This window comes from Shimazuella kribbensis DSM 45090 (assembly GCF_000428065.1).
GTDB classification, from domain to species: domain Bacteria; phylum Bacillota; class Bacilli; order Thermoactinomycetales; family Thermoactinomycetaceae; genus Shimazuella; species Shimazuella kribbensis.
The window spans coordinates 14,035-37,571 of record NZ_ATZF01000001.1 but is presented as its reverse complement, the minus strand read 5'-3'; the positions used below and the strand labels follow the sequence as shown (position 1 = coordinate 37,571).

24 protein-coding genes and 1 other annotated feature are annotated in these 23,537 nt (G+C 37.7%); all 24 genes read right to left on the bottom strand.

What is annotated here, in order from left to right:
- Window positions 1-298 precede the first annotated feature (298 nt).
- Complete coding sequence (gene ppdK / locus A3GQ_RS0100200) at window positions 299-2,953, bottom strand: pyruvate, phosphate dikinase (protein ID WP_028775352.1); 2,655 nt, start codon at window positions 2,951-2,953, stop codon at window positions 299-301.
- Between the two features lie 3 nt (window positions 2,954-2,956).
- The gene (locus A3GQ_RS0100195) at window positions 2,957-3,772 is read right to left on the bottom strand and encodes a pyruvate, water dikinase regulatory protein (protein ID WP_028775351.1); all 816 of its coding nucleotides are present in this window, start codon (window positions 3,770-3,772) and stop codon (window positions 2,957-2,959) included.
- A gap of 13 nt (window positions 3,773-3,785) precedes the next feature.
- The gene (ccpN, locus tag A3GQ_RS0100190; protein ID WP_156877473.1) at window positions 3,786-4,442 is read right to left on the bottom strand and encodes a transcriptional regulator CcpN; all 657 of its coding nucleotides are present in this window, start codon (window positions 4,440-4,442) and stop codon (window positions 3,786-3,788) included.
- Between the two features lie 513 nt (window positions 4,443-4,955).
- Complete coding sequence (gene glyS / locus A3GQ_RS0100185) at window positions 4,956-7,034, bottom strand: glycine--tRNA ligase subunit beta (protein ID WP_028775349.1); 2,079 nt, start codon at window positions 7,032-7,034, stop codon at window positions 4,956-4,958.
- Between the two features lies 1 nt (window position 7,035).
- A complete protein-coding gene (gene glyQ, locus A3GQ_RS0100180; protein ID WP_028775348.1) occupies window positions 7,036-7,914 on the bottom strand; it encodes a glycine--tRNA ligase subunit alpha in 879 nt (292 codons plus the stop codon).
- Between the two features lie 64 nt (window positions 7,915-7,978).
- Window positions 7,979-8,154 (bottom strand) — a binding site (T-box leader).
- A gap of 98 nt (window positions 8,155-8,252) precedes the next feature.
- Complete coding sequence (locus tag A3GQ_RS0100175; RefSeq protein WP_028775347.1) at window positions 8,253-8,831, bottom strand: hypothetical protein; 579 nt, start codon at window positions 8,829-8,831, stop codon at window positions 8,253-8,255.
- Window positions 8,832-8,916: 85 nt separating this feature from the next.
- Window positions 8,917-9,690 (bottom strand): DNA repair protein RecO, encoded by a 774-nt coding sequence (gene recO / locus A3GQ_RS0100170; RefSeq protein ID WP_028775346.1) that lies wholly within the window; start codon window positions 9,688-9,690, stop codon window positions 8,917-8,919.
- Between the two features lie 14 nt (window positions 9,691-9,704).
- Entirely contained in the window at window positions 9,705-9,842 is a 138-nt protein-coding gene (locus tag A3GQ_RS25970) for a YqzL family protein (protein ID WP_083964013.1), read from the bottom strand.
- An 87-nt stretch (window positions 9,843-9,929) separates the two neighbouring features.
- Window positions 9,930-10,835, bottom strand: a complete 906-nt coding sequence (gene era / locus A3GQ_RS0100160) for a GTPase Era (protein WP_028775345.1) — start codon at window positions 10,833-10,835, stop codon at window positions 9,930-9,932.
- A 49-nt stretch (window positions 10,836-10,884) separates the two neighbouring features.
- A complete protein-coding gene (locus tag A3GQ_RS0100155) occupies window positions 10,885-11,574 on the bottom strand; it encodes a diacylglycerol kinase (protein ID WP_028775344.1) in 690 nt (229 codons plus the stop codon).
- Between the two features lie 12 nt (window positions 11,575-11,586).
- Window positions 11,587-12,054, bottom strand: a complete 468-nt coding sequence (gene ybeY, locus A3GQ_RS0100150; protein ID WP_028775343.1) for an rRNA maturation RNase YbeY — start codon at window positions 12,052-12,054, stop codon at window positions 11,587-11,589.
- Window positions 12,055-14,163 carry an HD family phosphohydrolase gene (locus tag A3GQ_RS0100145; RefSeq protein ID WP_037463498.1) on the bottom strand — a complete coding sequence of 703 codons (2,109 nt, stop codon included), beginning with the start codon at window positions 14,161-14,163 and terminating at the stop codon, window positions 12,055-12,057.
- A 2-nt stretch (window positions 14,164-14,165) separates the two neighbouring features.
- On the bottom strand, window positions 14,166-15,140 hold the full coding sequence (locus A3GQ_RS0100140; RefSeq protein WP_028775341.1) for a PhoH family protein: 975 nt from the start codon (window positions 15,138-15,140) through the stop codon (window positions 14,166-14,168).
- A 5-nt stretch (window positions 15,141-15,145) separates the two neighbouring features.
- On the bottom strand, window positions 15,146-16,333 hold the full coding sequence (gene yqfD / locus A3GQ_RS0100135; protein ID WP_028775340.1) for a sporulation protein YqfD: 1,188 nt from the start codon (window positions 16,331-16,333) through the stop codon (window positions 15,146-15,148).
- A 12-nt stretch (window positions 16,334-16,345) separates the two neighbouring features.
- On the bottom strand, window positions 16,346-16,615 hold the full coding sequence (locus A3GQ_RS0100130; RefSeq protein ID WP_037463495.1) for a YabP/YqfC family sporulation protein: 270 nt from the start codon (window positions 16,613-16,615) through the stop codon (window positions 16,346-16,348).
- A gap of 110 nt (window positions 16,616-16,725) precedes the next feature.
- Entirely contained in the window at window positions 16,726-16,914 is a 189-nt protein-coding gene (locus A3GQ_RS0100125) for an alpha/beta-type small acid-soluble spore protein (protein ID WP_028775338.1), read from the bottom strand.
- Between the two features lie 95 nt (window positions 16,915-17,009).
- Window positions 17,010-17,348, bottom strand: coding sequence for a hypothetical protein (locus tag A3GQ_RS0100120; protein ID WP_028775337.1), 339 nt, complete (start codon window positions 17,346-17,348; stop codon window positions 17,010-17,012).
- Window positions 17,349-17,499: 151 nt separating this feature from the next.
- Window positions 17,500-19,860: a PEP/pyruvate-binding domain-containing protein gene (locus A3GQ_RS0100115; protein WP_028775336.1), complete on the bottom strand. Its 2,361-nt coding sequence runs from the start codon at window positions 19,858-19,860 to the stop codon at window positions 17,500-17,502.
- Window positions 19,861-19,879: 19 nt separating this feature from the next.
- Entirely contained in the window at window positions 19,880-20,500 is a 621-nt protein-coding gene (locus A3GQ_RS0100110) for a TetR/AcrR family transcriptional regulator (protein ID WP_028775335.1), read from the bottom strand.
- Between the two features lie 127 nt (window positions 20,501-20,627).
- Window positions 20,628-21,062: a hypothetical protein gene (locus tag A3GQ_RS0100105; RefSeq protein WP_028775334.1), complete on the bottom strand. Its 435-nt coding sequence runs from the start codon at window positions 21,060-21,062 to the stop codon at window positions 20,628-20,630.
- A gap of 56 nt (window positions 21,063-21,118) precedes the next feature.
- Window positions 21,119-22,102, bottom strand: coding sequence for a flotillin-like protein FloA (floA, locus tag A3GQ_RS0100100; protein WP_028775333.1), 984 nt, complete (start codon window positions 22,100-22,102; stop codon window positions 21,119-21,121).
- Window positions 22,103-22,155: 53 nt separating this feature from the next.
- On the bottom strand, window positions 22,156-22,833 hold the full coding sequence (locus A3GQ_RS22835; protein ID WP_051271036.1) for an NfeD family protein: 678 nt from the start codon (window positions 22,831-22,833) through the stop codon (window positions 22,156-22,158).
- A gap of 49 nt (window positions 22,834-22,882) precedes the next feature.
- A complete protein-coding gene (locus A3GQ_RS0100090; protein ID WP_028775332.1) occupies window positions 22,883-23,326 on the bottom strand; it encodes a GatB/YqeY domain-containing protein in 444 nt (147 codons plus the stop codon).
- Window positions 23,327-23,341: 15 nt separating this feature from the next.
- Window positions 23,342-23,521, bottom strand: coding sequence for a 30S ribosomal protein S21 (gene rpsU, locus A3GQ_RS0100085; protein ID WP_028775331.1), 180 nt, complete (start codon window positions 23,519-23,521; stop codon window positions 23,342-23,344).
- Window positions 23,522-23,537: the final 16 nt, after the last annotated feature.

The following is a 23,537-nucleotide window of genomic DNA, read 5'->3' as shown; positions in this document are numbered from 1 at the left end:
AATGTTTACATGTCTGATGGCGAAAGAAATGTCTTCCTTTTTTGGCTCTACATCATGATTTATCAAAAAAATAATTCCTAAAACTTGATCTTACTAGAAGTAATCTCATATGCTCTATTCTACAAAAATATATGGAGTCCTTCTAATTGAATAATTTTCCGTTTCTAGGACATACAATCATTAATATAACCTAAAAATATAATTTTTAAAATAGATTTTATATAAAATACAAAGTAGTAAGATTTCCCTTAAGCATGAAAATCACAATAAAAAACCCGGTGATCCCGGGTTTAAATCTTTAATTTTTTTTGACAGAGTTATTTAATTCTGCATGTGCAGCAGCTAATCTGGCGATTGGAACACGGAAAGGAGAACAACTGACATAATCCAAACCTGTATCATGGAAAAACTGAATGGAAGACTTCTCACCACCATGTTCGCCACAAACTCCTGTTTTCAATCCTTGTTTTTTTCTTCTACCAGCTACTGTAGCCATTTTAATTAAAGATCCCACTCCAGCTTGATCCAACACAATAAAGGGGTTTTCTGGCAATACTTTTTGCTCTACATACGTATGCAAAAATTTACCTTCTGCATCATCCCGACTAAAGCCAAATGTTGTTTGTGTAAGATCATTCGTTCCAAAGGAAAAGAAATCAGCTTGCTCTGCAATTTCTTCCGCAGTAAGAGCTGCCCGGGGTACTTCAATCATGGTACCAATTGTATATTCAAACGATTCTCTGGTTTCTTGTTGAATTCTTTCCCCAACGTTTATTACCATTCTTCGTAAAGCTTTTAATTCTTGAACATGACCAACTAAAGGAATCATGACTTCTGGAATAACCGTAATACCCGCTTTTTTCGACTCTATTACAGCTAGAAAAAGAGCTTCTACTTGCATTTCATAAATTTCAGGATGTGTCATACCTAAACGGCAACCTCTATGTCCCAGCATCGGATTAAACTCATGTAATGCTCTTACTTTTTTTAACAATGCTTCCTTTGCAACATATTGCTGAGGATTCACTTTTTCCACTTGCATTTTTGTTAATTCCACTACTAACTCTTCCATGTTAGGCAAAAATTCATGAAGCGGAGGATCTAATAAGCGTATATTCACGGGCAATCCATTCATTGCTGAAAAAATCCCTTTAAAGTCTTCTTTCTGCATAGGTAATAATTTGGCTAAAGCATCTTTTTGTTCCTCTTCATTTTCAGCTAGGATCATTTGTTGTACGATTGGAATCCGATCTGCTTCCATAAACATATGCTCTGTTCTACACAAACCAATACCTTCTGCTCCAAACTCTCTAGCCTTTGTAGCATCTGTTGGGTTATCTGCATTAGCTCTAACTTCTAGACGTCGGACTTCGTCTGCCCATTTTAGAAGCTGTTCAAATTCAAGTGATAGATTTGGATCAATTAGCGGAACATTTCCTTGTATAATCTGGCCAGTACTACCATCGATCGTAATCTGATCTCCTTTTTGTAGTGTCAAATCACCAATGGTCACTGTTTCTGCACGTAAGTCGATTTTTAATTGATCACAGCCACATATACAAGCCTTGCCCATTCCACGAGCTACAACTGCTGCATGACTAGTCATACCACCCCGACTAGTAAGTATACCCTGTGCTGCAAGTATCCCATGAATATCTTCAGGAGTAGTTTCTGGACGTACCAGAACCACTTTTTCTCCTTTTTCTGTCAATCTTTCGGCTTCATCTGCGTCAAATATGATATTCCCAGAAGCTGCACCAGGAGATGCAGGTAAACCTTTAGCAATTACCTTTAATGTAACATTTGGATCAATTCTTGGATGAAGCATTTGGTCCATCTGATCTGGATCAATTCGTAGAAGGGCTTCTTCTTTTTTAATTTTTCCTTCATCTACGAGATCTACTGCAATTTTCACAGCTGCTTGGGCTGTTCTTTTCCCTGAACGAGTTTGTAAAATATACAGTTTTCCTCTTTCAACAGTAAATTCAATATCTTGCATATCACCATAGTGTTCTTCTAATAAACTAGATAATTCTACGAATTGTTTATAAATGGATGGCATTTGGTTCTTTAAGTCTGAGATAGGATTGGGAGTTCTTACACCTGCTACAACATCTTCACCTTGAGCGTTGATTAAAAACTCTCCATACAATTCCCTTTCACCAGTAGATGGATTTCGAGTAAATGCAACTCCTGTTCCAGAGTCATCACCAAGATTACCAAATACCATAAGTTGAATATTAACAGCAGTACCCAAATCATCAGGTATCTTATTGATTTTACGATATATTTTTGCTCTCGTATTATTCCAAGAACGAAAAACAGCTTCAATCGCTTGTGATAGTTGAATTTTGGGATCTTGTGGAAATGGAGAATTTGTCTTTGCTTCCACCATCTTTAAATAACGCTGAATCACCTGCTGCCAATCTTCTGCCCCAAGTTCCGTATCTTCCGTGAATCCTCGTTTTTCTTTTATCTCATCAATTACTTCTTCGAAAAAATAGTGATCCATTCCCAATACAACATTGGAAAACATTTGAATAAAACGGCGATAGGAGTCATATGCAAACCGAGGATTTTGAGTTAAATTTGCTAAACCTACTACCGTTTGATCATTTAGCCCTAAATTTAAAATTGTATCCATCATGCCTGGCATGGAAAAAACAGACCCAGAACGAACAGATACCAATAAAGGATTGACATTGCTCCCAAACTGTTTACTTGACAACTGTTCCAATTCGTCAAGTGCCACATATACTTGGTCTAACAAATCAGTAGATAAAACTTCACCATCTCGATAATAATCCAAACACGATTCTGTTGTGATAGTAAAACCGAAAGGAACAGGCAAACCAGCATTCGTCATTTCGGCTAAGTTTGCCCCTTTTCCACCAAGGAGGTATTTCTGTTCTTTGGTACCTTCAGGAAATAAATAAACTTTTTTTTGTTTCATTTGTTATTCCCACCCTTGTTTGTTTAACATATCTAAGATGATATTTGCTGTTTCTTCTACTGCTTTATTCGTAACATTAATTTGAGGACAACCCACTCGACGTATAATCTGTTCAGCATACTCTAATTCATCTAATATTCTGCCCATATTTGCATAGCTTGCTTCGGATGTTAAACCCAAAGCTTTTAAACGTTCACGGCGAATATTGTTTAAATGATCTGGTTCAATGATTAAACCAATACAACGCTTTTTCGGAATTAAATACAATTCATCAGGGGGTTCTACTTCTGGTACTAAGGGAATATTAGCTACTTTTAACCCTCTATGTGCCAAATACATCGAAAGTGGTGTTTTGGATGTTCGAGATACCCCAATCAGAACAACATCTGCCCGCAATACACCTCGAGGGTCTTTTCCATCGTCATACTTTACGGCAAATTCAATTGCTTCTACTTTTCGAAAATACTCTTTATCCAGTTTATGAATAAGTCCTGGTTCGCGTTTTGGCTCTTTCCCTAATAAACGACTGATACCATTCATCACAGGACCTATCAAATCTACATAAGGGACTTGATTTCTCACGGCTTCACTTATGAGATAATGTTGCATCTCGGGAACCACCAAAGTAAAAACGACCAATGCCTTTTCTTCTCTAGCTATTTGAATCGTTTCTTTAATTGTCTTTCGATCGCCAACATAAGCAACTCTACGTATTTCAACGGATTTGGATTCGAATTGACTTGCTGCTGCACGAATTACTGCTTCTGCTGTTTCTCCGATAGAATCAGATACTAAGTAAATAATCGAATGGCCGAACAAGTGCTTCTCCTCCTTATACTTTCATAGCTTGTCCTAATTCAACAAATGCTTTCACAATAGAAGTTTTGGTAATGCGACCCATCACTTCCCATTCCTGATTATAGGATGGATGAGGACGTACAACAGGAAGGGAGTCTATTTGATGAGTGACCATTTGCATTGCTGCCTCAAAAAGAGAATCTTCACTACGACACAGTATTAAATTAGGCATTCTAGACATGATTACTCCAACTGGGACAGAATCCAGATCGGTCTTACCCATGGAGGCTTTTAGTAAATCTTTTCGGGAAACTACACCAGCCAAGTAACCTTCTTTTTTTAAAATAAAAATACTACCAACATCTTCTAGGAACATGGTGCAAATGGCATCGTAGACAGAGGCATTCTCTTGGATAACGATAGGTACAGATTTGTATTCCCCAACTGAAAGACTTTTAATATGTTCACCTAATAATTGATTAGCTGTTTTACCAGTGTAAAAATATCCAACCCTCGGTCTTGCATCAAGAAAGCCTGACATAGTAAGTATTGCTAGATCAGGTCGCAGCGTTGCACGTGTCAAATGTAACTTTTCCGCAATTTGCTCCCCTGTAATCGGTCCCTCACGTTTTACAATTTCTATGATGGTTTCTTGGCGTTTTGTAAGTTCGATGGTCTTTACACCTCCTATTTATGTAAATGTGACATACTTTATTATATATAGTATATACTATATCTTTTTCTATCTCCTAACAATATTTTGTGATAAGTTTAATTTTATCCTTCTACAATCATATTCGATCTCTCAAAAGAGTGAATAAATGAAAAAAATATACTATCTACTTGTTTTGTTTCCCTTCTGTGTCTCTTTTCTGCTTGTTCCCATGAAAAAATAATGAGAAAGTTGAGACAACTCCGAATTCAGGATTGACCAAAGAGTAAGTTATAGAGAAAAGACTAGCAAAAACAAATCACTGGAAGGTCATCAGCGGGAATCATCCCCACGAATGAATTCACGGATTTTCCCGCCAGAAATATAAAATTAGAATGGAAGCAGAATTTGATTCCACTCATCCTAAAATAAATTCCAAAACCGAAATAAAGTTCCTTTAGTTGGAAAAGCACTATAAAAAGTATACCACTTCCTTCAGGTATGCAGTAAGCATAAAAAAACTAGGCTATCTGCCTAGTTTTTTTAGCTAAATTATTCGCCTTCAAAAACAATGGAATCAAAAACCGCAAATGATTTCACTAGTTGATCGATATTTTTTAACAACGCCAAACGATTTTCTTTGATTTCTTCTCTATCTACCATAACCATAACATGATCAAAAAAGGAATGAATAGAAGGAACCATACGAGATAGAGCTTTATACACTTCCATCGCATTTTGTGCTTGTTTTGCTTCTTCTGAAGCAATACTCCACGCTTCATATAGTTTTATTTCTTCACTTGCTTCTAGAAGTGCTCGATCTACTGTATGCTGGTTACCTTTAGTCGCCAAATTAGCTACTCGAATAAAACCTTCTGTTTCCGATTTAAAATGATTATGCTGTACACATTCCATCAATACTGACGCTTTCTGAAGCACAAAAGGAAGGTTATCTATTTCACTTGCTAACACAGCATCAATAACATCATAGCGAATAGCACTCTCGGTTAACAATGCTTTAAGACGTAAACCGAAAAACTCTTGTAGTTCTGCCTTTACTTCCGATTTTGGATGAATTAGTTTACCTGATTCCTCTACCACTTCTAAAGCCAAATCTATGCATTTTGTCAAAGAGAGGTTGAGTGTATCATGATGCAATAGCAGTTGAACCACTACAGCAGCTTTTTTGCGGAAACCATATGGATCTTGTGAACCACTAACAGAAAGTCCTATGCCAAAACCGGAGACAAGGGAATCAAATCGATCTGCCAAAGCGAGAATAGCGCCGATTCGACTAGTTGGTAATTCATCCTCTGCATGCCGAGGCAAAACCTGTTCATAAAGAGCTTGGGCTACTTTTGGATTTTCACCTTGCAGTAGTGCATATTCCCTCCCCATGTATCCTTCTAATTCCGGAAACTCTCCAATCATTTGGGTTACTTGATCAAATTTCGCAATAGAGGAAGCACGTAGCAAATGTTCTCGCTCTTCCTTGCTAAGCCCTGTGAGTTCCCCTAATGCAAGTGCTAATTTTCTTCCTCGCTCCACTCGATCTGCCATAGACCCGAGTGCTTCTTGGTAAACGATATGCTCTAATTTTTGTTTCGCATTTTCTATGCTCCATTTTTGATCTTCTAAGTAGAAAAATTGTGCATCCGCTAATCTTGCTCGTAAAACTTTTTCATTTCCTTGGCTCACATATCGTAAAGCATTTTTATCTCCATTTCGAATGGTTACAAAATAAGGCAACAGTGTCCCTGACTGATCTTGTACTGGGAAATACCGCTGATGTTCACGCATAGTAGTAATAAGTACTTCTTTAGGTAACTCCAAATATTCGGTTTCAAACTGTCCACTGACTACTGTTGGATATTCCACTAATTGCGTAACTTCTTCTAACAACTCAAGATCAATAGGAATATGCCATCCATTTTGCTTTTCCAATTCAAGCAATTGGTGACGAATTTTGTTTTGTCTTTCATCCATATCAACATCCACAAACTGATCTTTTAAAACCAATTCATATTGATCAGCGTTAGAAATAACTATTTCATTTCCTAAAAATCGATGACCTCTTGTTATTCGATCAGCTGTAACACCAGCAAAAGATACAGGGATTACCTGACTGTCAAATAAACATACTAACCAACGAATCGGACGAATGAATTTTGTTTTGGTTGCTTCCCAGCGCATGGTTTTGGGGAAAGTTAGACTTTCCAATACAGAAGAAAAAGAATGTGCAATCACTTCTTGTGTCCCTTGACCAATTACTTGTTTGACAGCATATATATATTCTGTTCCTTTTTCTTCTCTAAGTTCGAGAGATATAGGGTCTACTCCATTTTTGCGAGCAAATCCCAGAGCAGCTTTACTCCATGAACCATCTTCTGTTTTGGCAATCTTAGCAGCAGGTCCTCGTAAAAGTTCTACTTGATCGTTTTGCTTTGCAGCAACGCCAGTAGCTGCTACAGTGAGTCGACGAGGCGTTGCAAATGTCTGTATTTCTTCAAATGAAATTCGTTGTTCTTCAAACCATTTCGCTGTTTTTTCCGTAAATTGTTTTGCTGCATTACGAACAAATCGTGCTGGAATCTCTTCGCAACCTATTTCAAAAAGAAATTGATGAGTCATTTTAAACTCCTCCTTTCTTTAGAAGTGGATATCCTAATTTTTCACGTTCTTCTATAAATGATTTGGCACATCTTCTTGCTAAGTTACGCACTCTTTTTATGTATCCTGTTCGTTCTGTCACACTGATTGATCCACGAGCATCCAGTAAGTTGAAAGTATGTGAGCATTTCAAAATATAGTCGTATGCAGGGAAAACAAGGGATTGATCCAGTGCTCGTGCTGCTTCTTTTTCAAAAGACTCAAATTGCGAAAACAAAAACACTTCATCGGATACTTCAAATGTATATTTGGAGTGTTCATATTCAGCTTGGTAAAATACATCTCCATAAGCTACTCCTTCTACCCATTCCAAATCGAAAACATTTTCTTTTTCTTGAATATAGGATGCAAGTCGTTCTAATCCATAAGTTATCTCGGCAGAAACAAGCTCCGTATCTATACTTCCGACTTGTTGGAAATACGTAAACTGTGTAATCTCCATGCCATCCAGCCAAACTTCCCAACCAAGACCTGCTGCTCCAAAAGTAGGATTTTCCCAATTATCCTCTACAAATCGGATATCATGTTCTAGTGGATTAAGCCCAAGCACTTGTAAACTTTCTAAGTATACTTCCTGAATGTTTTCAGGAGCAGGCTTCATAATCACCTGAAATTGATGGTGCTGATAAAGGCGATTTGGATTTTCTCCATATCTCCCATCGGCTGGGCGACGTGATGGCTCTACATATGCCACATTCCATGGTTCTGGTCCTAATGCACGTAAAAATGTCATGGGATTTAGTGTTCCTGCACCAGTCTCTACATCATAAGACTGTACCAAAATACAACCTCTTTCACTCCAAAATTGTTGCAATTCCCTTATCATTTGTTGAAAATTCAACGTTCTACACCTCCTAAAAATACAAAAAAGCTTCTTATCCTTATGTGATTACTCAAACAAATCACATAGGGACGAGAAGCTTTTCCCGCGGTTCCACCCTACTTGACCAAAATTATTTGATCCACTCTATTTCACTTATGCTCCAGAGTGCCGTTCACTAATGCCACTATCAGGCTTCCACTATCCCTGACTCGCTTCCATGTGGTGAAATTAGTTACTTTTTTCTGTCATCGCATGTCAAATTTTTTTTAGCTTAACAAATGAAACTCTCGTTGTCAACTTAGATGTTCCATATTAAATGATCGTCATTTTTTAAATTGTAGGTATGCTGTATGATTTTAAGACAGATAAGGAAATTGCTTCACGATCGCATCTGTGATTTCATCTGCCATATGCAGGGCTTGTGCTTCAATGATGTCAAATACTGCAACCCCTGATTGATAATCTTTTTTTAGCATGAATACCGCTTCCGACTTTGTCAGCGCGAGATGTTCATATAGCATTTTCCTAACTTCATTTAAAGGTAGATACGGATTAATATAATTTAAAAATTGTGCAATCTCATCTGCATTAGCATACCATTTCCGTTCTATCGCTTCTGCTGCTTTTTGATCACCTGACTTAGCTGCTTTGACAAGATCTGCTGCAATGACTAAATGTTCTCTTATTAAGTCGCCATATTTATCCCCTATTGCATCTCCATAATACGGCTTCAATGAGTTGCCCATATCAGTAGCATTTTGTAGCAAACGCGCGACAACAAATTCTGTATCTGGTAATTGAAAAACCAAACTTAAGATTGTCAGTCTAGTCCAAGTCACATGTTGTTCCCATAGTAAACGCATAATACTTCTTAACTCAACATGTGCCTTACTAATACAAGTATATGGAAATACTCCCACCGGGTATGGATACATCCTATTCACTCCTCTTAACGTTATCCTTATACACCATATGCCAGATACGTTTTTGGGTGAATGTCCTTATTGAGAGTTTAACAGATTAATTTTGGGGTCCCTTTTCATCCCATGTAGATCTCAATTGATGCAAGATCGTTCTTGATCGATATTTGATATCCAATTGAGCATCTAAATAGTACTGTAAAATGGTCTCCATATCCCGCTTTGTTTCCCATTTGATATTTACTTCTCCCAATTGATCCGCAGACAAATCATTTAGGATTCGTAAATAATAAGCAGTAGCAGGTGTAAGACTTATATCTTTTAGTGTCATACAATCGGTACACACAATACCTCCTTGAGTCAAAGAAAAGGCACCTACTTTTCTACTATTCCAAGCTGCTCCACAACTAGCACATTGAGAAAAAACTGGCTTATAACCAGCTTCGGTTAGAATAGCTAGCTCTAGTAACCTAGTCAATATCTCAGGGTCCTTCCCATCATTTAACTGGGAAAGTAAGATTCCAAGTTGATTGTATAAATTGGGAGAAGGTTCTTTTTCTACGATGATACGATCTACTAATTCCAACCAATATGCTCCATATGCAGTTAATAGCAGATCAGCACGTATAGCTTGATTATGGTGAATGATATCTGCTTGTGAAAGTGATGGCATACTGGTTGGACTATGCTGATAACAGACAAAATCAGCTACTGTAAAAGGTTCTGTTACAGCTCCAAATCGACTTCTTGGTTTTTTCGAACCTCTTACAATCATGCTGACTTTTCCTCGTTCACGTGTAAAAACAAAAAGCAATTGATCGCTCTCGCCATATGCTTTGTTTCGAAGCACTATTCCTTGCAATCGTGTGATCATTGCTATCCTTTCTACTAAGCCTCTTCGTTCTGCTCTATGTCTTCTAACTGCTGATCTTCTTGCTCTACAGTTAAAGCCTCTACATCTTTATATAAAAGATAGGCATCGATGCTACCCGTTACCTGAAAACAGCTCCATGAGAAATTTCGCAACGAGTCTCTTCCTTTCTACAGAGGATTCAGAGTTAGCATGACCGAGGAACGCCATTTATATGAGACAAAGTAATTGTAAGTTTTTGGTTAAAACTCCTCATCTCGATACCCATACTCCCTCAGATATTGGGATTCATTGCGCCAATCTTTGCGCACTTTTACCCATAAATCCAAGAATATGCGATATCCAAATAAACGTTCCATTTCTTGACGAGCAAGTTTGCCTACTTGTTTTAGCATTGCTCCTTGTTTACCAATCAAGATACCTTTTTGCGATTTTCGCTCTGCTACAATGGCAGCCCGCAAATACAACGTCTCTCCATTTTCTCTTAACTTTGTCTCTTCCACCACCACAGCTACAGAATGCGGGATTTCTTCGTGGGTTAATTCCAATACTTTTTCTCGAATAATCTCACCCATGATAAATCTTTCTGGGTGATCCGTAATTTGATCTTCTGGATAATACATTGGTCCTTCGGGTAATTGATCTAAAATCAACTCTAAAAGACGACCAGTATTGTTTCCTTGAAGGGCAGAAATAGGGACTATTTCATCAAATTGGTGGAGCTTGCGATATTCATCAATTAATGGTAACAGCTTATCTGGATGCACTTTATCTATCTTGTTCACGACCAAATAGACTGGGGTAGAAATCCCTTTTAATAGTTCGATTATGTATCGGTCTCCCCCACCTAAACCTTCTTCTGCATCTACTAAAAACAAGATCAAATCTACTTCAGTAAACACATTTTGTGCGGTCTTTACAAGATATTCTCCTAATTTTGATTTTGGTTTGTGAATACCAGGTGTATCTAAAAAGATAACTTGACCGTTCTCATCTGTATAAATACCTCTAATCTGATTTCTGGTTGTTTGAGGCTTGTCTGACATAATGGCTATCTTTTGACCAATCGCCTCGTTCATCAACGTCGATTTTCCTACATTTGGACGTCCAATGAGCGCAACAAATCCTGATCGAAACTTACTCGACATGAAAATCCTCCTTCTAAAGCTTGTTCAAATACATCCATCGATGATCCTCCTATAATAGTTGCAAACCAAGAAAGGCAATTACAATTCCCAGCATTGCTCCAAGACATAACGATCGATAGTTATTCATATTTTCTTTGATTCGCGATTGTACCGCAATTCCAGTTAAAAAAAGCACCAAAATACTAATAGGTAATTGCCAAATTACTAATATAATCAAGGTAGCAACACAAAAAGTCAGCGACATAATAAGGCTTGGTTCCCAATCTTTCCAATAACGCGATATCCAAACCTTTAGTAACAATGTAGCGAAAAATGAAAATAACACAATTGCAGTGAGTCCTATGGTTGGGGGGTAGAGTGAATGTTCAGCAATACTTTTCTGAATGAAACGCAAATAAGGAAAGAAAATGCTTGTACCAACAATAAAAGCAAGTCCAGTTGTTAAAAACACAGCACCGGCTGCAACATCTTTGGCTATCTTAGCAAGTGGGTGAAACTCTTCTGTTACCATGTCTACTACTGCTTCGATAGAGGTATTGATCAATTCCGCAAATAGTACCAATGTAATCGAAACAAACAACAAAAGTATCTCTAGTTTTGAGAGTGACAGGCAAAGACTTAATAATAACACGACTAATGCAGTAATAAAATGAATGCGCATATTGCGCTGGGTGACTACTGCATACTTTAGGCCTTCAATTGCATATCGAAAGCTTTTGAGCAATTTGGCCACCCACATGAAACATACCCCCTATCTTGTAATATCTAGCTGAGATAATACCTCTTCTTGCATCGAAAACATTTCTTTTTCTTCTTCTTCCGTTTCGTGATCATATCCTAACAAATGCAAGAAACCATGTACAACCAAAAAACATATTTCTCGTAATAAAGAATGTCCATAGTCGATGGCTTGTTCATTAGCCTTTGGTAAAGACAGAATGATATCTCCTAGTTGAATGGAATCTTCCCAATCTTCTTGAATCCATTCTGACCTATGGTCAAACAGGGGAAATGACAACACATCTGTATCGACATCTTTTTGTCGATGTTCTTTGTTAATCTCTTGGATTCTTTTATTATCCACTACTGTTATCGAAATGGATACAGCTGGTAACTTTTCTATTTCTGCTACTTTTTCTAACACTTCCGGCACTCTATCTATTGCAGCTTTTTCTTCTTCTGTCATTGGAATTTCTACTTCTAAATCAATCGAAACCATTTATTTTACCCCTTTTGCTTGTATATCTTCTGGATACTCAATCCGAGAATGAAAAATCCCTTGTAAAGTAGCTGCCATCGCCTTAGCTATTGAATTACATTCTTTAAAGGTAAGATCACATTCATGAAATTGCCCATCTTCTAAGCGTTCTCGAATGATTTTACTAATCATATTCTCGATCCTAGAAGGAGTTGGTTTAGAAATGGAACGCACTGCTGCCTCTACACAATCGGCAATTCCAACAATCGCCGCTTCTTTAAACTGAGCTTTAGGACCTGGGTATCGATAATCTGCTTCAATTACTTGTGTGCCGTTGCTTTGTTCCATCGCACGGTAATAAAAAAATTTTAGTAAAGTTGTTCCATGATGTTGAGCTGCTATATCCTGAATCGCTTTTGGTATACGATGAGCTTTTAACATTTCTACCCCATCTCTGGGATGAGAAAGAATGATGGTTTTGCTTAAATTAGGTGATATTTTATCATGTGGATTATCACGATGGATTTGATTCTCAATAAAAAACTGAGGTCGTTTTAATTTTCCTACATCATGATAATAAGCGCCCACTCTGGCGAGGAAGCCGTCTGCTCCAATCGATTCCGCTGCTGCTTCAGCTAAGTTCCCAACAATAATAGAGTGATGATATGTTCCTGGAGCTTTGTACAACAAATCTTTTAACAGTGGATGATTGGGATTACTCAATTCAAGTAATCTTAACGGGGATAATATCCCAAATAAAGTCTCAAAGTAAGGTAAAAATCCAATCGTTAGAACTGCTGAAAAAATGCCTCCAATGGACCCAAATATCAGTGATTGAATGAGTTGAGTCCAATCTCTTTCCGCTGGAGATAACAGATAGAGCGCCAAAATAGCGATCATACTGATCAATGAAGTAAGGAGGCCTGCTTTGAGCACTGCACTTCTCCGCTTTACACCATCAAGTGCAAAAGTACTTATTACCCCACTTATTAGAGCTACCAATGCAAATCGAAAATCAAACAAGAATTGATTGTCTCCATTAAAAAACATGCCTGAAGACATGCTTAAAATCAAACTAGAAGCCAATGATAATTTAGAGTTTAACATCAGAGTAATAAGCATAGTTCCTAAGGGAATCGGTGCTAAATATCCCACTGTACTCCACTCTAAATTTTGTCCCAATGTAACTATCTTCATGCCGGTTAGGGTTAAAAATATAATGGAGATAAGCAGTAGAAGTTGACTATTATCTTCATGAATAAAGGAATGAAAGCGCTGCACATAAAAACGAAAAATGGCGAGTATTAACACAACAAGTAGAAGAAGTCCTGTATAAGGAATAAAATTGGTCTGTTCGCGAATCAATCCGATTTCTGTCAACTTACGGTATTGATCCTCTGTGACAACTTCTCCTGAAGTTACCAATACTTGTCCTTTTTTAATTGGGATGGATTCAACCGAGTCTTTTGCTGCATTACGAAGAGAATCCGTTTTTTTCTGATCATACAATTCGTTTGGAATCAAGAAATATCTCGAAATTTCTCGTACCAAATAACGAGAATTACTGGACAAGGAAGAAGTAACCAACATCCGATCGACTAAATCTTTTTTACTTGCTAACGCTTGTGAGCGAATCCCGTCTGCTAGGAGATTAGAGACAATATCTCTTGTAGTCAGACGCAAATCCGTTAATTCTGTCAAAGGTGTTCGTACCAATTTAATATAAAACTCTTCTGGCAAATCTTTGGTAATGGCATCTTTTAAGCTTTTCATTTTCTCTGGTTCTTTTAATGTTTTATCCCCTATAATTCTTCTCGCATCTGCAAAAACCAAATCGATTTTTTCAATTTGGCTATTGGTGAGTTCTTCGTTTTTTGTATATTGAGGATCAACAGAATTAGCTGCACGTTCTTTCGCAGCATTTGTTGCCGTATCATCTATTTTCGTGATCGGAGAGATAATAGTTTCTCTACTCACCTTACCAACTTCTATATCAATAAACTGCGGTAAAACATGTGGAAGCAACAACAAATAGAACGCGACCCCGAAGATCGCGTAGATGAAAATCTGTATAGAAAAGCTGGTTTTCCACTCTCCTTGAAAAAAGGAAGTTCGTTGGATTTTTCCCATGTCTAGCTGACTCCTTGGTTGTCTTCCTCTGCATATGCCTCAATTATTTGTTGTACCAAAGTATGTCGAACAACGTCAGCCTGTTTTAGATAGACAAAACGAATGTCAGGGATATTTTCTAATATCCGCTCTGCCACTCGCAAACCTGAATTTTTTCCTCGAGGTAGATCAACCTGGGTAACATCACCTGTGATCACCATTTTAGAACCAAATCCAAGGCGAGTCAAAAACATCTTCATCTGTTCTGGGGTTGTGTTTTGTGCCTCATCTAAAATGACAAATGCATCTTCTAAAGTACGTCCACGCATATAAGCAAGAGGTGCAACTTCAATTAAACCACGTTCCATCATTTTTGTTACTTGTTCCATTCCAAGCATTAAATACAGGCTGTCATATAAAGGTCGTAAATATGGATCTACTTTTTCTTGCAAATCACCAGGCAAAAAACCAAGGTTTTCTCCAGCCTCTACTGCAGGACGAGTTAAAACAATACGCTTTACTCGATTCGCTTTCAGTGCCATAACAGCCATCACAACAGCCAGAAAAGTTTTCCCTGTTCCCGCTGGTCCAATACCAAATACAATATCTTTTTTCTGAATAGCCGTGACATAATGTCGTTGACCTAATGTTTTTACTCTTACCTTTTGTCCTTTTTGGGTGATACCTACTTCTTCTTGATAAAGTTCCAATAATTCGTCAACCTTATCCGCTTCAGAAAGACGTTTGGCATACACAACATCACGCTCATTTAGCTCCAAACCTTGACGAATGAGTGTAAGCAAGACTCGAAATAATTCCTGTGTTTTATCTACTTGTTCAGATGGACCAGATACAACGATTTCTCCCCCTCTGGAAACGATCTTAACTTTACTATCCGCTTCGATCACTTTCAGAAAGGCATCATGTGGTCCAAATAATTTAATTGCTTCATCAGAAGTTTGAAATTCAATATGAATCCGTTTTTCATTGCTTTGCAAATGTTTCAATCCCCTTGTAGTATAGGCTTTTCTTGAGCAATATTTTCGACTACATCAAAATGTATCTTCAAATAAACTTTACCATTGTCTACCCTCTGGTGCAAAACTTTTTCCGTTAAAATTCTACCTTCTGGACCTATGGTATTATTCATTTCCAATCTTGCTCTTTTTTTACCTAGTGCAATTGCATCTGGATGATTACGAGTATAGGATACCTGTTTTACTGACCAATAATCATCTCGTACGAAACCCAGCGGAAATTGATATTTTCCTATATTAATAGCAGATATTCTTCTCATCAGTACCGAACGAGCATACGGTTTGGGTGTCTGAAAAGGATTCGCCAATACAAATTGTCCAACAAATGGCCATGTATATCGCTTCTTTTCTCCTGTATATTCATTTTGAACATACTGAAGGGGCACTACCACTTCCGATTGGTACCAAACCTCTCCTAAAACAATTCCTTGTGCACCTACAATTGGCCCTTTACTTGGGGTTGTAGCATCTCCATAAGCACCAGAAACCAAGAGTTGTCCTTTTTTAACTGCATCATGTACTTTAATAACAGGATTACCATGAAAAACACGTACATCCATGATGAAAGCATTTTTTTTGGCAATCAAATTTACTGGTTTTCTCACTAACTTTTTTTCACCAATAGAATCCACTCTTTTTTTCTCAGCTATCGTTACGATAATCCTTGTTCCTTCCAAACGAACACCAATCCAAGAAGCGTTTGGAATTCTCTTTAACAGTTTACGTTGCAATTCATCGCTGTTGGGTAATCCTACTTTAAGCTGTCCAGGGTATATCCTTTCTTTCTGCAAAATCGATAGGATATGCTTATCAGGTATTTGTTCATTTCCCTCTATATCCACATACCAAATAAAAGAAGAGAAAAAAAATAATAAGAACAGAAAAATAGCAAAACCAATAACGAAAAATTTGCGTTTCTTCATTCTTTTCAACCAAAAAAAAGGTCCTACTTTTTTGACAATTCTCCCGTTCACTTTATGTAGTTTCATATATTTCCAAACTTGCATCATATCATTTAAACTAACCGTTATTCTTACTTTTTCATTGTTTACCCATTTTACATGACTTAAGACAACTTTGGCTTGTACGATTTGATCCAGTAGCAAAGAGATATGCTCTCCATTGCATTCAATCGTGACTACTCCACCCTTCACAAGCACTCTCCCCTATTCCTTATTGTTTATATGTATTGCGGTAATTTTCCCAGTGAGCAAGACTCTGTCAGGATAAATGGCTTCCATCACAAGGGAATCTCCTTTAACGGTCAACAATCCGTTAGCTGTTTTTAATATCAGCAAATCCGGATTAAATTGATGAACACCTTGGAAATTTTCAATTTGTAATCGTTGTCCGATCCATTCTATTCGAGGGAGAGTACCTACCACTTCTGCTGGGAAATCAAACCAATCTGAGGCTAGTTGTGACATTCGCTTCATCGTCTTTCCTCCCTCCATCTCCTTGTAAAGTCTATGCACAGCCAAAGAAGAATAGAAGATCAGAGAGAAGAAAAACAAAAAGCGACTCCTGATGGAGTCGCTTATTCTTGTTATTTGGTTTGTTGTTGCTGTGCCTGTGCAATAAGACGTTTCGTAATTTCCCCGCCAACCGAACCATTGGAACGTGCAGTTGTATCTTTTCCTAGCGTCACACCAAATTCACTTGCAATTTCCTCTTTGAATTGGTTTAAAATCGCACCCGCCCCGGGAACTAATAATTTATTTGTACTTCTTGCCATTTAAAAACACCTCCTTTTCTACCTTTAGTATGAGAAGAAGATGTTTTCTTTACTTGTATTACATCTTTCCATTGATGGGAAAATTGGCCTGAAGGTTAAAACAACCTAAACCTTCTACGAATAAATCTGATAATAAAAAAGGCCACAACAATAAATACAATAAGCATGATTACAAAAAAGATAATACCTGCAATTAGAATACCACCAAAAAAAGAGCCCAACTTACTAAAAAAGCCTTTCTCCTCTGGTTCAGAGTAAGAGTCCGAATCGTAGGAAGGCGAATAAGTATCAGAATTATAATCGCTGTTATAGTCCGAATCATAATCCGAATGATATTTAGAATGTGATCTTTTTGCATAACTGATATCAGAATGAAAACCAAATGTTAAAGCTATAATAACTAAACTAAGAAAAATAAATGCAAACTTTCTCAATGCAATACCTCCATTAATGTATAATACTTCTATTCTACACGAAAAAGAGATATTCTTCTTTAAATCTAATTGCTTTTCACATTTTTCACATAAAAAAGGACCCGTATCAGAGGGCCCTAATCATTTTCCATAGATGAAAGTATTCACACTCCTACTCTTTCATTATCTGAACCCATCCTTGTCCCCCATTCACAATAACTCGATCTCCAGTCTTCAAACGAGAAGTTGCATTTCCACATCCAACTACAGCAGGTATTCCTAATTCTCTTGCTACGATGGCAGCATGAGATAGTGGTGCTCCCACATCCGTTATAATCGCTGCTGCCTTTGGAAACAAGGGAGTCCATCCAACATTTGTAGTTGCAGCTACTAATATTTCCCCAACCTCTAATTCTTTTCCATGTTCAGGACTAGCAAGTATGCGCACTCTTCCTTCAATTAAACCAGCTGCACCCGCAGAGCCTCGAAGTACTTCTGAATTTTTTTTCGTTTGCACAAGCGCAGGATCATATATATCTCCTCGTCTTTCTTTATTTTTTTCCCAAATGAAAGGATCAAAACGTCCCCTTATGATCGGAGGAAAGGGAGGAAGGGATCTGAATCTTTTGTAGTTGTGTTTCCTTCGATCAATCCATGTGTTAGTAATTTCTTCATCATTTTTTAATATTTTTACTATTTCATCCAAATATAGAAAAAATACGTCATCTCCAAGATTCGTGACATTTCCTACTTGCAACATAAAAGTCCGAATAACTCGATGTACCCTTACAAATTCTGAACGAACACTTTCTCGCAACTGAGCACCTTCCCCAGCTAACTTAATCTGTTCTGTTAACCATCGGTGTTTAGTGGGATACTTTTGTTGAAAACGAGAAAATGCTTCCTTGTATTTTCTTTTTTGCTTTCCAAGTAACTCGATAACATTGGTACCTGTCTTTTGAAAATCAACTACTTGATTTTCTAACCATTCTTGATTTTCTGATGGGTCAGAAATAGACAGTTCAAATTCATAAGGACCACGATGTCCATAATGAAAAGCATATTCCTCTTCACTCATTTCCTCATTTAGCACCTTCGCGATTCCCAAAAGCGGACCTAAACTCGCTAATTCTTTTTCTCCTCTCAAGTTCGACAAAAGCAAATTTGCATCCTCTTCTCCAACCATCTTTGTTAATTTTTTTTTGAGTCTCATCGCTAAAACAGCTTTCGTTCCGCCAGACAGCAACATCCACCAAGCATTTCGATGATAAGGTAACAATTCATCTTCCCAAATCAGGGCTAACTCTGTTTTATTATTACTATTTTGAATACGGTTCTTCATCATTTGACACCACTGAGGTGTATCTATAATTTGATTCGAAATGTTTTTCGACATCGATTTTACTTCTTTTAAATAATGTTTTACTTTCGGGTACATCATTTTAAGTAGTTCCCAACGTGTGAAGGGATAGATTGGCATTTCCATTTCTTCTGGAATAATACCAAAGACATCTCCGATCAAAGATAACGCCATTTTCGGTTTCAAACCAAAAGCAGCATAGACAGATAGTCTCCTGCTGATATTCGTATAAATCCGACCACATATGTTACCAGACATAAGATAGTAACCAGGAACTACATTTATTTCTTCATCTAAGTATTCTAATATAGACCAAGTCAAAGGAGTCACAACATCTGGTACTGCTTCTCCCACATTTGCATTGGTCCAAAGATAATCTCCAGAGAGGGAATAATTCATATCGTAGATATTGCGGTTTCCTCTAGACAGTGTGGTAATAGGACGAGCTTGAAGTAGGTACAACTTGCCATCTGCTACAGACCACTCTATATCTTGTGGAACATCGTTTTCTTGTTCTAATTTCAATGCCATTTTGTATAGGCTTGCAGCATATTTTTTAAAATCTTTGGGACCTTGGTAGTTTCCTTTTGTTCGTACCAGTTGAAAAGGATGAGCATCTGTTTCACCTGATACCAGTTGTTCTCCTAATCCGTATACGAAATTCCCCATCATACTGGATCTACTTCCAGTAATAGGATCAGCAGTAAACAAAACTCCTGATATCAAAGCTGACACCATCACTTGCACCACAACAGCAATCTGATACTCCTCTTCCAAACCTTTGAAATTACGATAAGACTGAACACGCTCGGTATATACAGACTGAACAACGGTTTCAATTGCCGTTTGAATTTCTTTATCTGTCTTTTGGTTTAGAACAGTCTCAAACTCACCTGCAAAGGATGCGTCAAAAGAATCCTCACTGAGAGCAGATGAACGAACCGCAAATTTTATTTCAGGTTGTTCCTTGCGAATCTCATTTACATATTTCCATATGTCTTCCCAGATGATTTTATTTAATTTCCCATCCTTAAAAGCAGTAGATAAAATGACAAATCCTTGTGGAATGGGATATCCGCTCTGATGCATTTTTGCAAGCATTGTCCCTTTTCCACCTGCAAATGCATGAAACGATGTAGTTAACTCTGCGAAACTCTTCACATGGCTACTCATTTGAACATCTCCCGTATATCTAGATGTAAAGTGTTTTTCTGAGTATGTCTAGATAAGCATCCAGTTCGGCCAATGTTGCTTCTTCTTGTATTTCTTCTCTTTTTTTATGTTTATCTTGTGCTCGTACTTGATTAGAAATCCCTTCGATCGTCCAAATTATAATTTGCTTGCCCATTCCAGGATCGATATCTTTACGGAAAAGAGACTCATCAATGGAAGCAAACAATTTCTCATAGCTGTCAACCATGATTGCTTGATTTCGTGTTTTTAGGTCTTGTTCATCTGCAGCTTCATCCCTATTTGCTATCATCAAGAAATCAAAAATAACGGGATATTTGTTCATCAGTCGGAACTTAATCACAAGCATTTCTCGTAGTCGGAGCAAAATATCATTTTGACCAAAATCAATCTGTCCAAAAAAATCCTCTAAAATTTTGTCTGTACTATATTCATACAGATAGAGATACAGTGCTTTCTTATTGGAAAAATAATGAAACAACAACCCTTTGGAGATACCAGCATTTGCTACAATCTGATTGGTAGATGCATGTTGGAACCCTTTTTCCGCAAATTCTTTCATTGCTGCATTTAAGATTCGTTCTTGTTTTTCCGATTCGAGTACATCAAATTTCGATAACATAATCAATCATCTCCAAAACAAAATCACATTGACCAATGTGGTCAATTTTTATTATATCCATATTGACCACATTGGTCAATGCGGAACAAAAAAAAGAACAATCCTCGTGGATTGCTCTCTTGTACTTCTATCTTGGATACCTGCTCCGATATGGTTTTATCCCTTTGGGAGGATCCAAAATTTCTTTGAGTAAGTAAGCCTTTTGTATTGGTTTTAGCTTTCGTTGTTTTCCAACTGATAACTTTAAAACCGAATCTAATTCTGAAATTTGTTCTTCTGAACCAGTATTTGATGAGTCTTTTCGTTTATTTGACCGTTGCTTATTCATCATGTCTTTAAACGAACCAGAAGATAATTCTTTCTCTACCTTATCAGCGTGACTGTCACCACTAGATTTAGGCTTCTTGTTTTTGTTATTGGATTTCTTTTGTTTTGAATCCTTCCCTGCTTGCGGTTTTGGTTTTGTATTGTTTGTACAACAAATACGACCAATACCCCATAAGAACAGAAAAGCGATGCCAAACGGGATGAGTGTTTTGATCAATTCTAAGATGGCATCCATATCATCCCTCCAGTTCCTTCCCTTTTAGGGATCTTACTTGGGAATTTGATAAGGGATTACTCTTTTTCATCTTCGTCTGTATCCCCTATGGTACGACGCATTTTTGTATCCGCATCTATGTTCTGTAGCTGATAGTAATCAAGAACTCCCATCTTTCCTGTTCGCAAGGCCTCTGCTAAAGCAAGTGGTACTTCAGCTTCCGATTCTACTACTTTCGCGCGCATCTCTTCTACACGAGCTCTCATTTCTTGTTCTTGTGCAACAGCCATGGCACGACGTTCTTCCGCTTTTGCTTGAGCGATCCGTTTATCCGCTTCTGCTTGATCCGTTTGTAGTTCTGCACCAATATTTTTCCCGATATCAATATCCGCGATATCAATGGATAGAATTTCGAAAGCGGTTCCAGCATCGAGACCTTTAGAAAGAACGGTATTTGAAATACTATCTGGATTTTCTAACACTGCCTTGTGACTGGAAGATGAACCGATTGTTGTTACAATACCTTCCCCAACACGAGCAATAATGGTTTCCTCTCCAGCACCACCCACAAGGCGTTCAATGTTTGCACGTACCGTCACTCTTGCAATAACTTTTAATTCAATACCGTCTTTTGCAACTGCAGATACGATTGGAGTTTCGATCACACGAGGATTAACACTCATCTGAACTGCTTGTAATACGTCACGTCCTGCCAAGTCAATCGCAGCTGCACGTTCAAAAACCAAATCAATATCAGCACGGTGTGCTCCAATAAGAGCATCTACTACTCTGTCTACATTTCCGCCTGCTAAAAAGTGTGTTTCCAATTGTTGTATGTTCACACCCAAACCAGCTTTATGTGCTTTGATCAAAGGATTCACGATACGTGCTGGTACAATACGACGAAGACGCATTCCGATCAGGGTAGTCAGTCCAACATAAACACCTGAAGCCATCGCGCTAATCCAAAGCATAATGGGTACAAAAGAAAATAAAATCGATAAAACAATAATTGATAAAACAATAATGACAATAGGGCCTAGCAAGGTTGTATCGTCCACTAAAATTCTCCTAACATGATATGATATGGATATATCATTCTATAATAACCTAATTATTCTATCTCTTCATCCACTTTTTTAACAACTACTCTAGTTCCTTCCACATTTGTCACAATAATGTTAGCATCTTTTGGAATAAGCTCTCCTTCACTTACTACATCTTCTTTTTGACCATCGATTTGCGCCCATCCGGCAGGACGAAGAGCAGATAGTGCTACACCTTTTCGACCAATGAGATGCTTTTTGTTTTTAGAAGAAGTATAGCCTTCCTCATTGTTTTGTTTGTCCGTTAAAATAAGTTTGTTCCATGTTGTGCGGAACCCAAAAAATTTGTAGAGAATCCATATAAATAGAATGGCAGCAATGATACCAATAGCCAGTGCACTAACTCCTACTGCTACACTTTTCGCGGCTGCAACAACGGAATAAAATAAAGCAATTGCTCCTAATGTTCCAAAAATCCCTCCAGGAACTACCACTTCAACAATGAGCAAAACCAATCCAATAAGAAAAATAATGGGTGCACTCATCTCGGCAATACCAGAAGTTATTTGCCCATAGAAGTAAAGAATGAATGCTCCTACACCAATAGCACCAGGAATAATATGTCCAGGAGCTAATAATTCTACAAAAATACCAGCTAAACCAACCGTGAGCAAAATAGCAATAATAATTGGATTAGTGAGAATTTCCCAATTATTTGACTCTGCTACTATTGTTCCAAGGGCCATGTCTTATCCCCTTTCTTGATGTGAAAAAAAGACAGCGCAAAACACGCTGTCATCCAAGTAATTGTTGGACCAACTGATTAACTTGCTTGCTATCTGCACGCCCTTTTATAAGCGGTATAACAGCACCCATCACTTTGCCCATTTCTTTTTTTGAAGTTGCACCCGTATCCGCAATTGCTTTTACAACCACTTCACGAAGTTCTTCTTCTGTTAATTGTTTTGGAAGATACGCAGATAAAATTGCTATCTCGCGTCTTTCCTTTTCAGCTAGATCTTCACGACCTGCTTTTTCATATTCATTTAGAGAGTCCTTACGCTGTTTAATTTCCCGTATAAGAACTTCTAAAGCTTGATCTTCATTTAATTCGCCACGATTATCGATTTCCACTTTCTTGATGGAAGCTCGAACCATGCGAATCGTAGACAATGTTTCTTTGTCTTTTTGTTTCATCGCAGCTTTCATATCTTGATCCAACTGCTGGGTTAAACTCACAGGCAGGACACCTCTTTATTTACGCTTTTTATTGCGTGCTGCTGCTTCGGCTTTCTTTTTCCGTTTCACACTGGGTTTGTCATAACGCTCGCGCTTTCTAGCCTCCGATAAAACCCCATCTTTTGAAATGGAACGTTTGAAACGACGTAAAGCAGTATCGAGTGATTCATTTTTTCTCACACGTGTTTCAACCATGCTTCTCCCTCCCTCC

What these genes read in the sequence shown, in the direction of transcription:
- A3GQ_RS0100110 (WP_028775335.1), bottom strand. Translation starts at nt 20,500, where the DNA reads ATGTTATCGAAATTTGATGTACTCGAATCGGAAAAACAAGAACGAATC.
- A3GQ_RS0100125 (WP_028775338.1), bottom strand. Translation starts at nt 16,914, where the DNA reads ATGGCAAGAAGTACAAATAAATTATTAGTTCCCGGGGCGGGTGCGATT.
- A3GQ_RS0100175 (WP_028775347.1), bottom strand. Translation starts at nt 8,831, where the DNA reads ATGTATCCATACCCGGTGGGAGTATTTCCATATACTTGTATTAGTAAG.
- glyS (WP_028775349.1), bottom strand. Translation starts at nt 7,034, where the DNA reads ATGACTCATCAATTTCTTTTTGAAATAGGTTGCGAAGAGATTCCAGCA.
- A3GQ_RS0100130 (WP_037463495.1), bottom strand. Translation starts at nt 16,615, where the DNA reads ATGAAGCGAATGTCACAACTAGCCTCAGATTGGTTTGATTTCCCAGCA.
- A3GQ_RS0100115 (WP_028775336.1), bottom strand. Translation starts at nt 19,860, where the DNA reads ATGAGTAGCCATGTGAAGAGTTTCGCAGAGTTAACTACATCGTTTCAT.
- A3GQ_RS22835 (WP_051271036.1), bottom strand. Translation starts at nt 22,833, where the DNA reads ATGGCCCTTGGAACAATAGTAGCAGAGTCAAATAATTGGGAAATTCTC.
- A3GQ_RS0100145 (WP_037463498.1), bottom strand. Translation starts at nt 14,163, where the DNA reads ATGGGAAAAATCCAACGAACTTCCTTTTTTCAAGGAGAGTGGAAAACC.
- rpsU (WP_028775331.1), bottom strand. Translation starts at nt 23,521, where the DNA reads ATGGTTGAAACACGTGTGAGAAAAAATGAATCACTCGATACTGCTTTA.
- A3GQ_RS0100105 (WP_028775334.1), bottom strand. Translation starts at nt 21,062, where the DNA reads ATGGATGCCATCTTAGAATTGATCAAAACACTCATCCCGTTTGGCATC.
- A3GQ_RS0100155 (WP_028775344.1), bottom strand. Translation starts at nt 11,574, where the DNA reads ATGTGGGTGGCCAAATTGCTCAAAAGCTTTCGATATGCAATTGAAGGC.
- ppdK (WP_028775352.1), bottom strand. Translation starts at nt 2,953, where the DNA reads ATGAAACAAAAAAAAGTTTATTTATTTCCTGAAGGTACCAAAGAACAG.
- recO (WP_028775346.1), bottom strand. Translation starts at nt 9,690, where the DNA reads ATGATCACACGATTGCAAGGAATAGTGCTTCGAAACAAAGCATATGGC.
- ybeY (WP_028775343.1), bottom strand. Translation starts at nt 12,054, where the DNA reads ATGGTTTCGATTGATTTAGAAGTAGAAATTCCAATGACAGAAGAAGAA.
- era (WP_028775345.1), bottom strand. Translation starts at nt 10,835, where the DNA reads ATGTCGAGTAAGTTTCGATCAGGATTTGTTGCGCTCATTGGACGTCCA.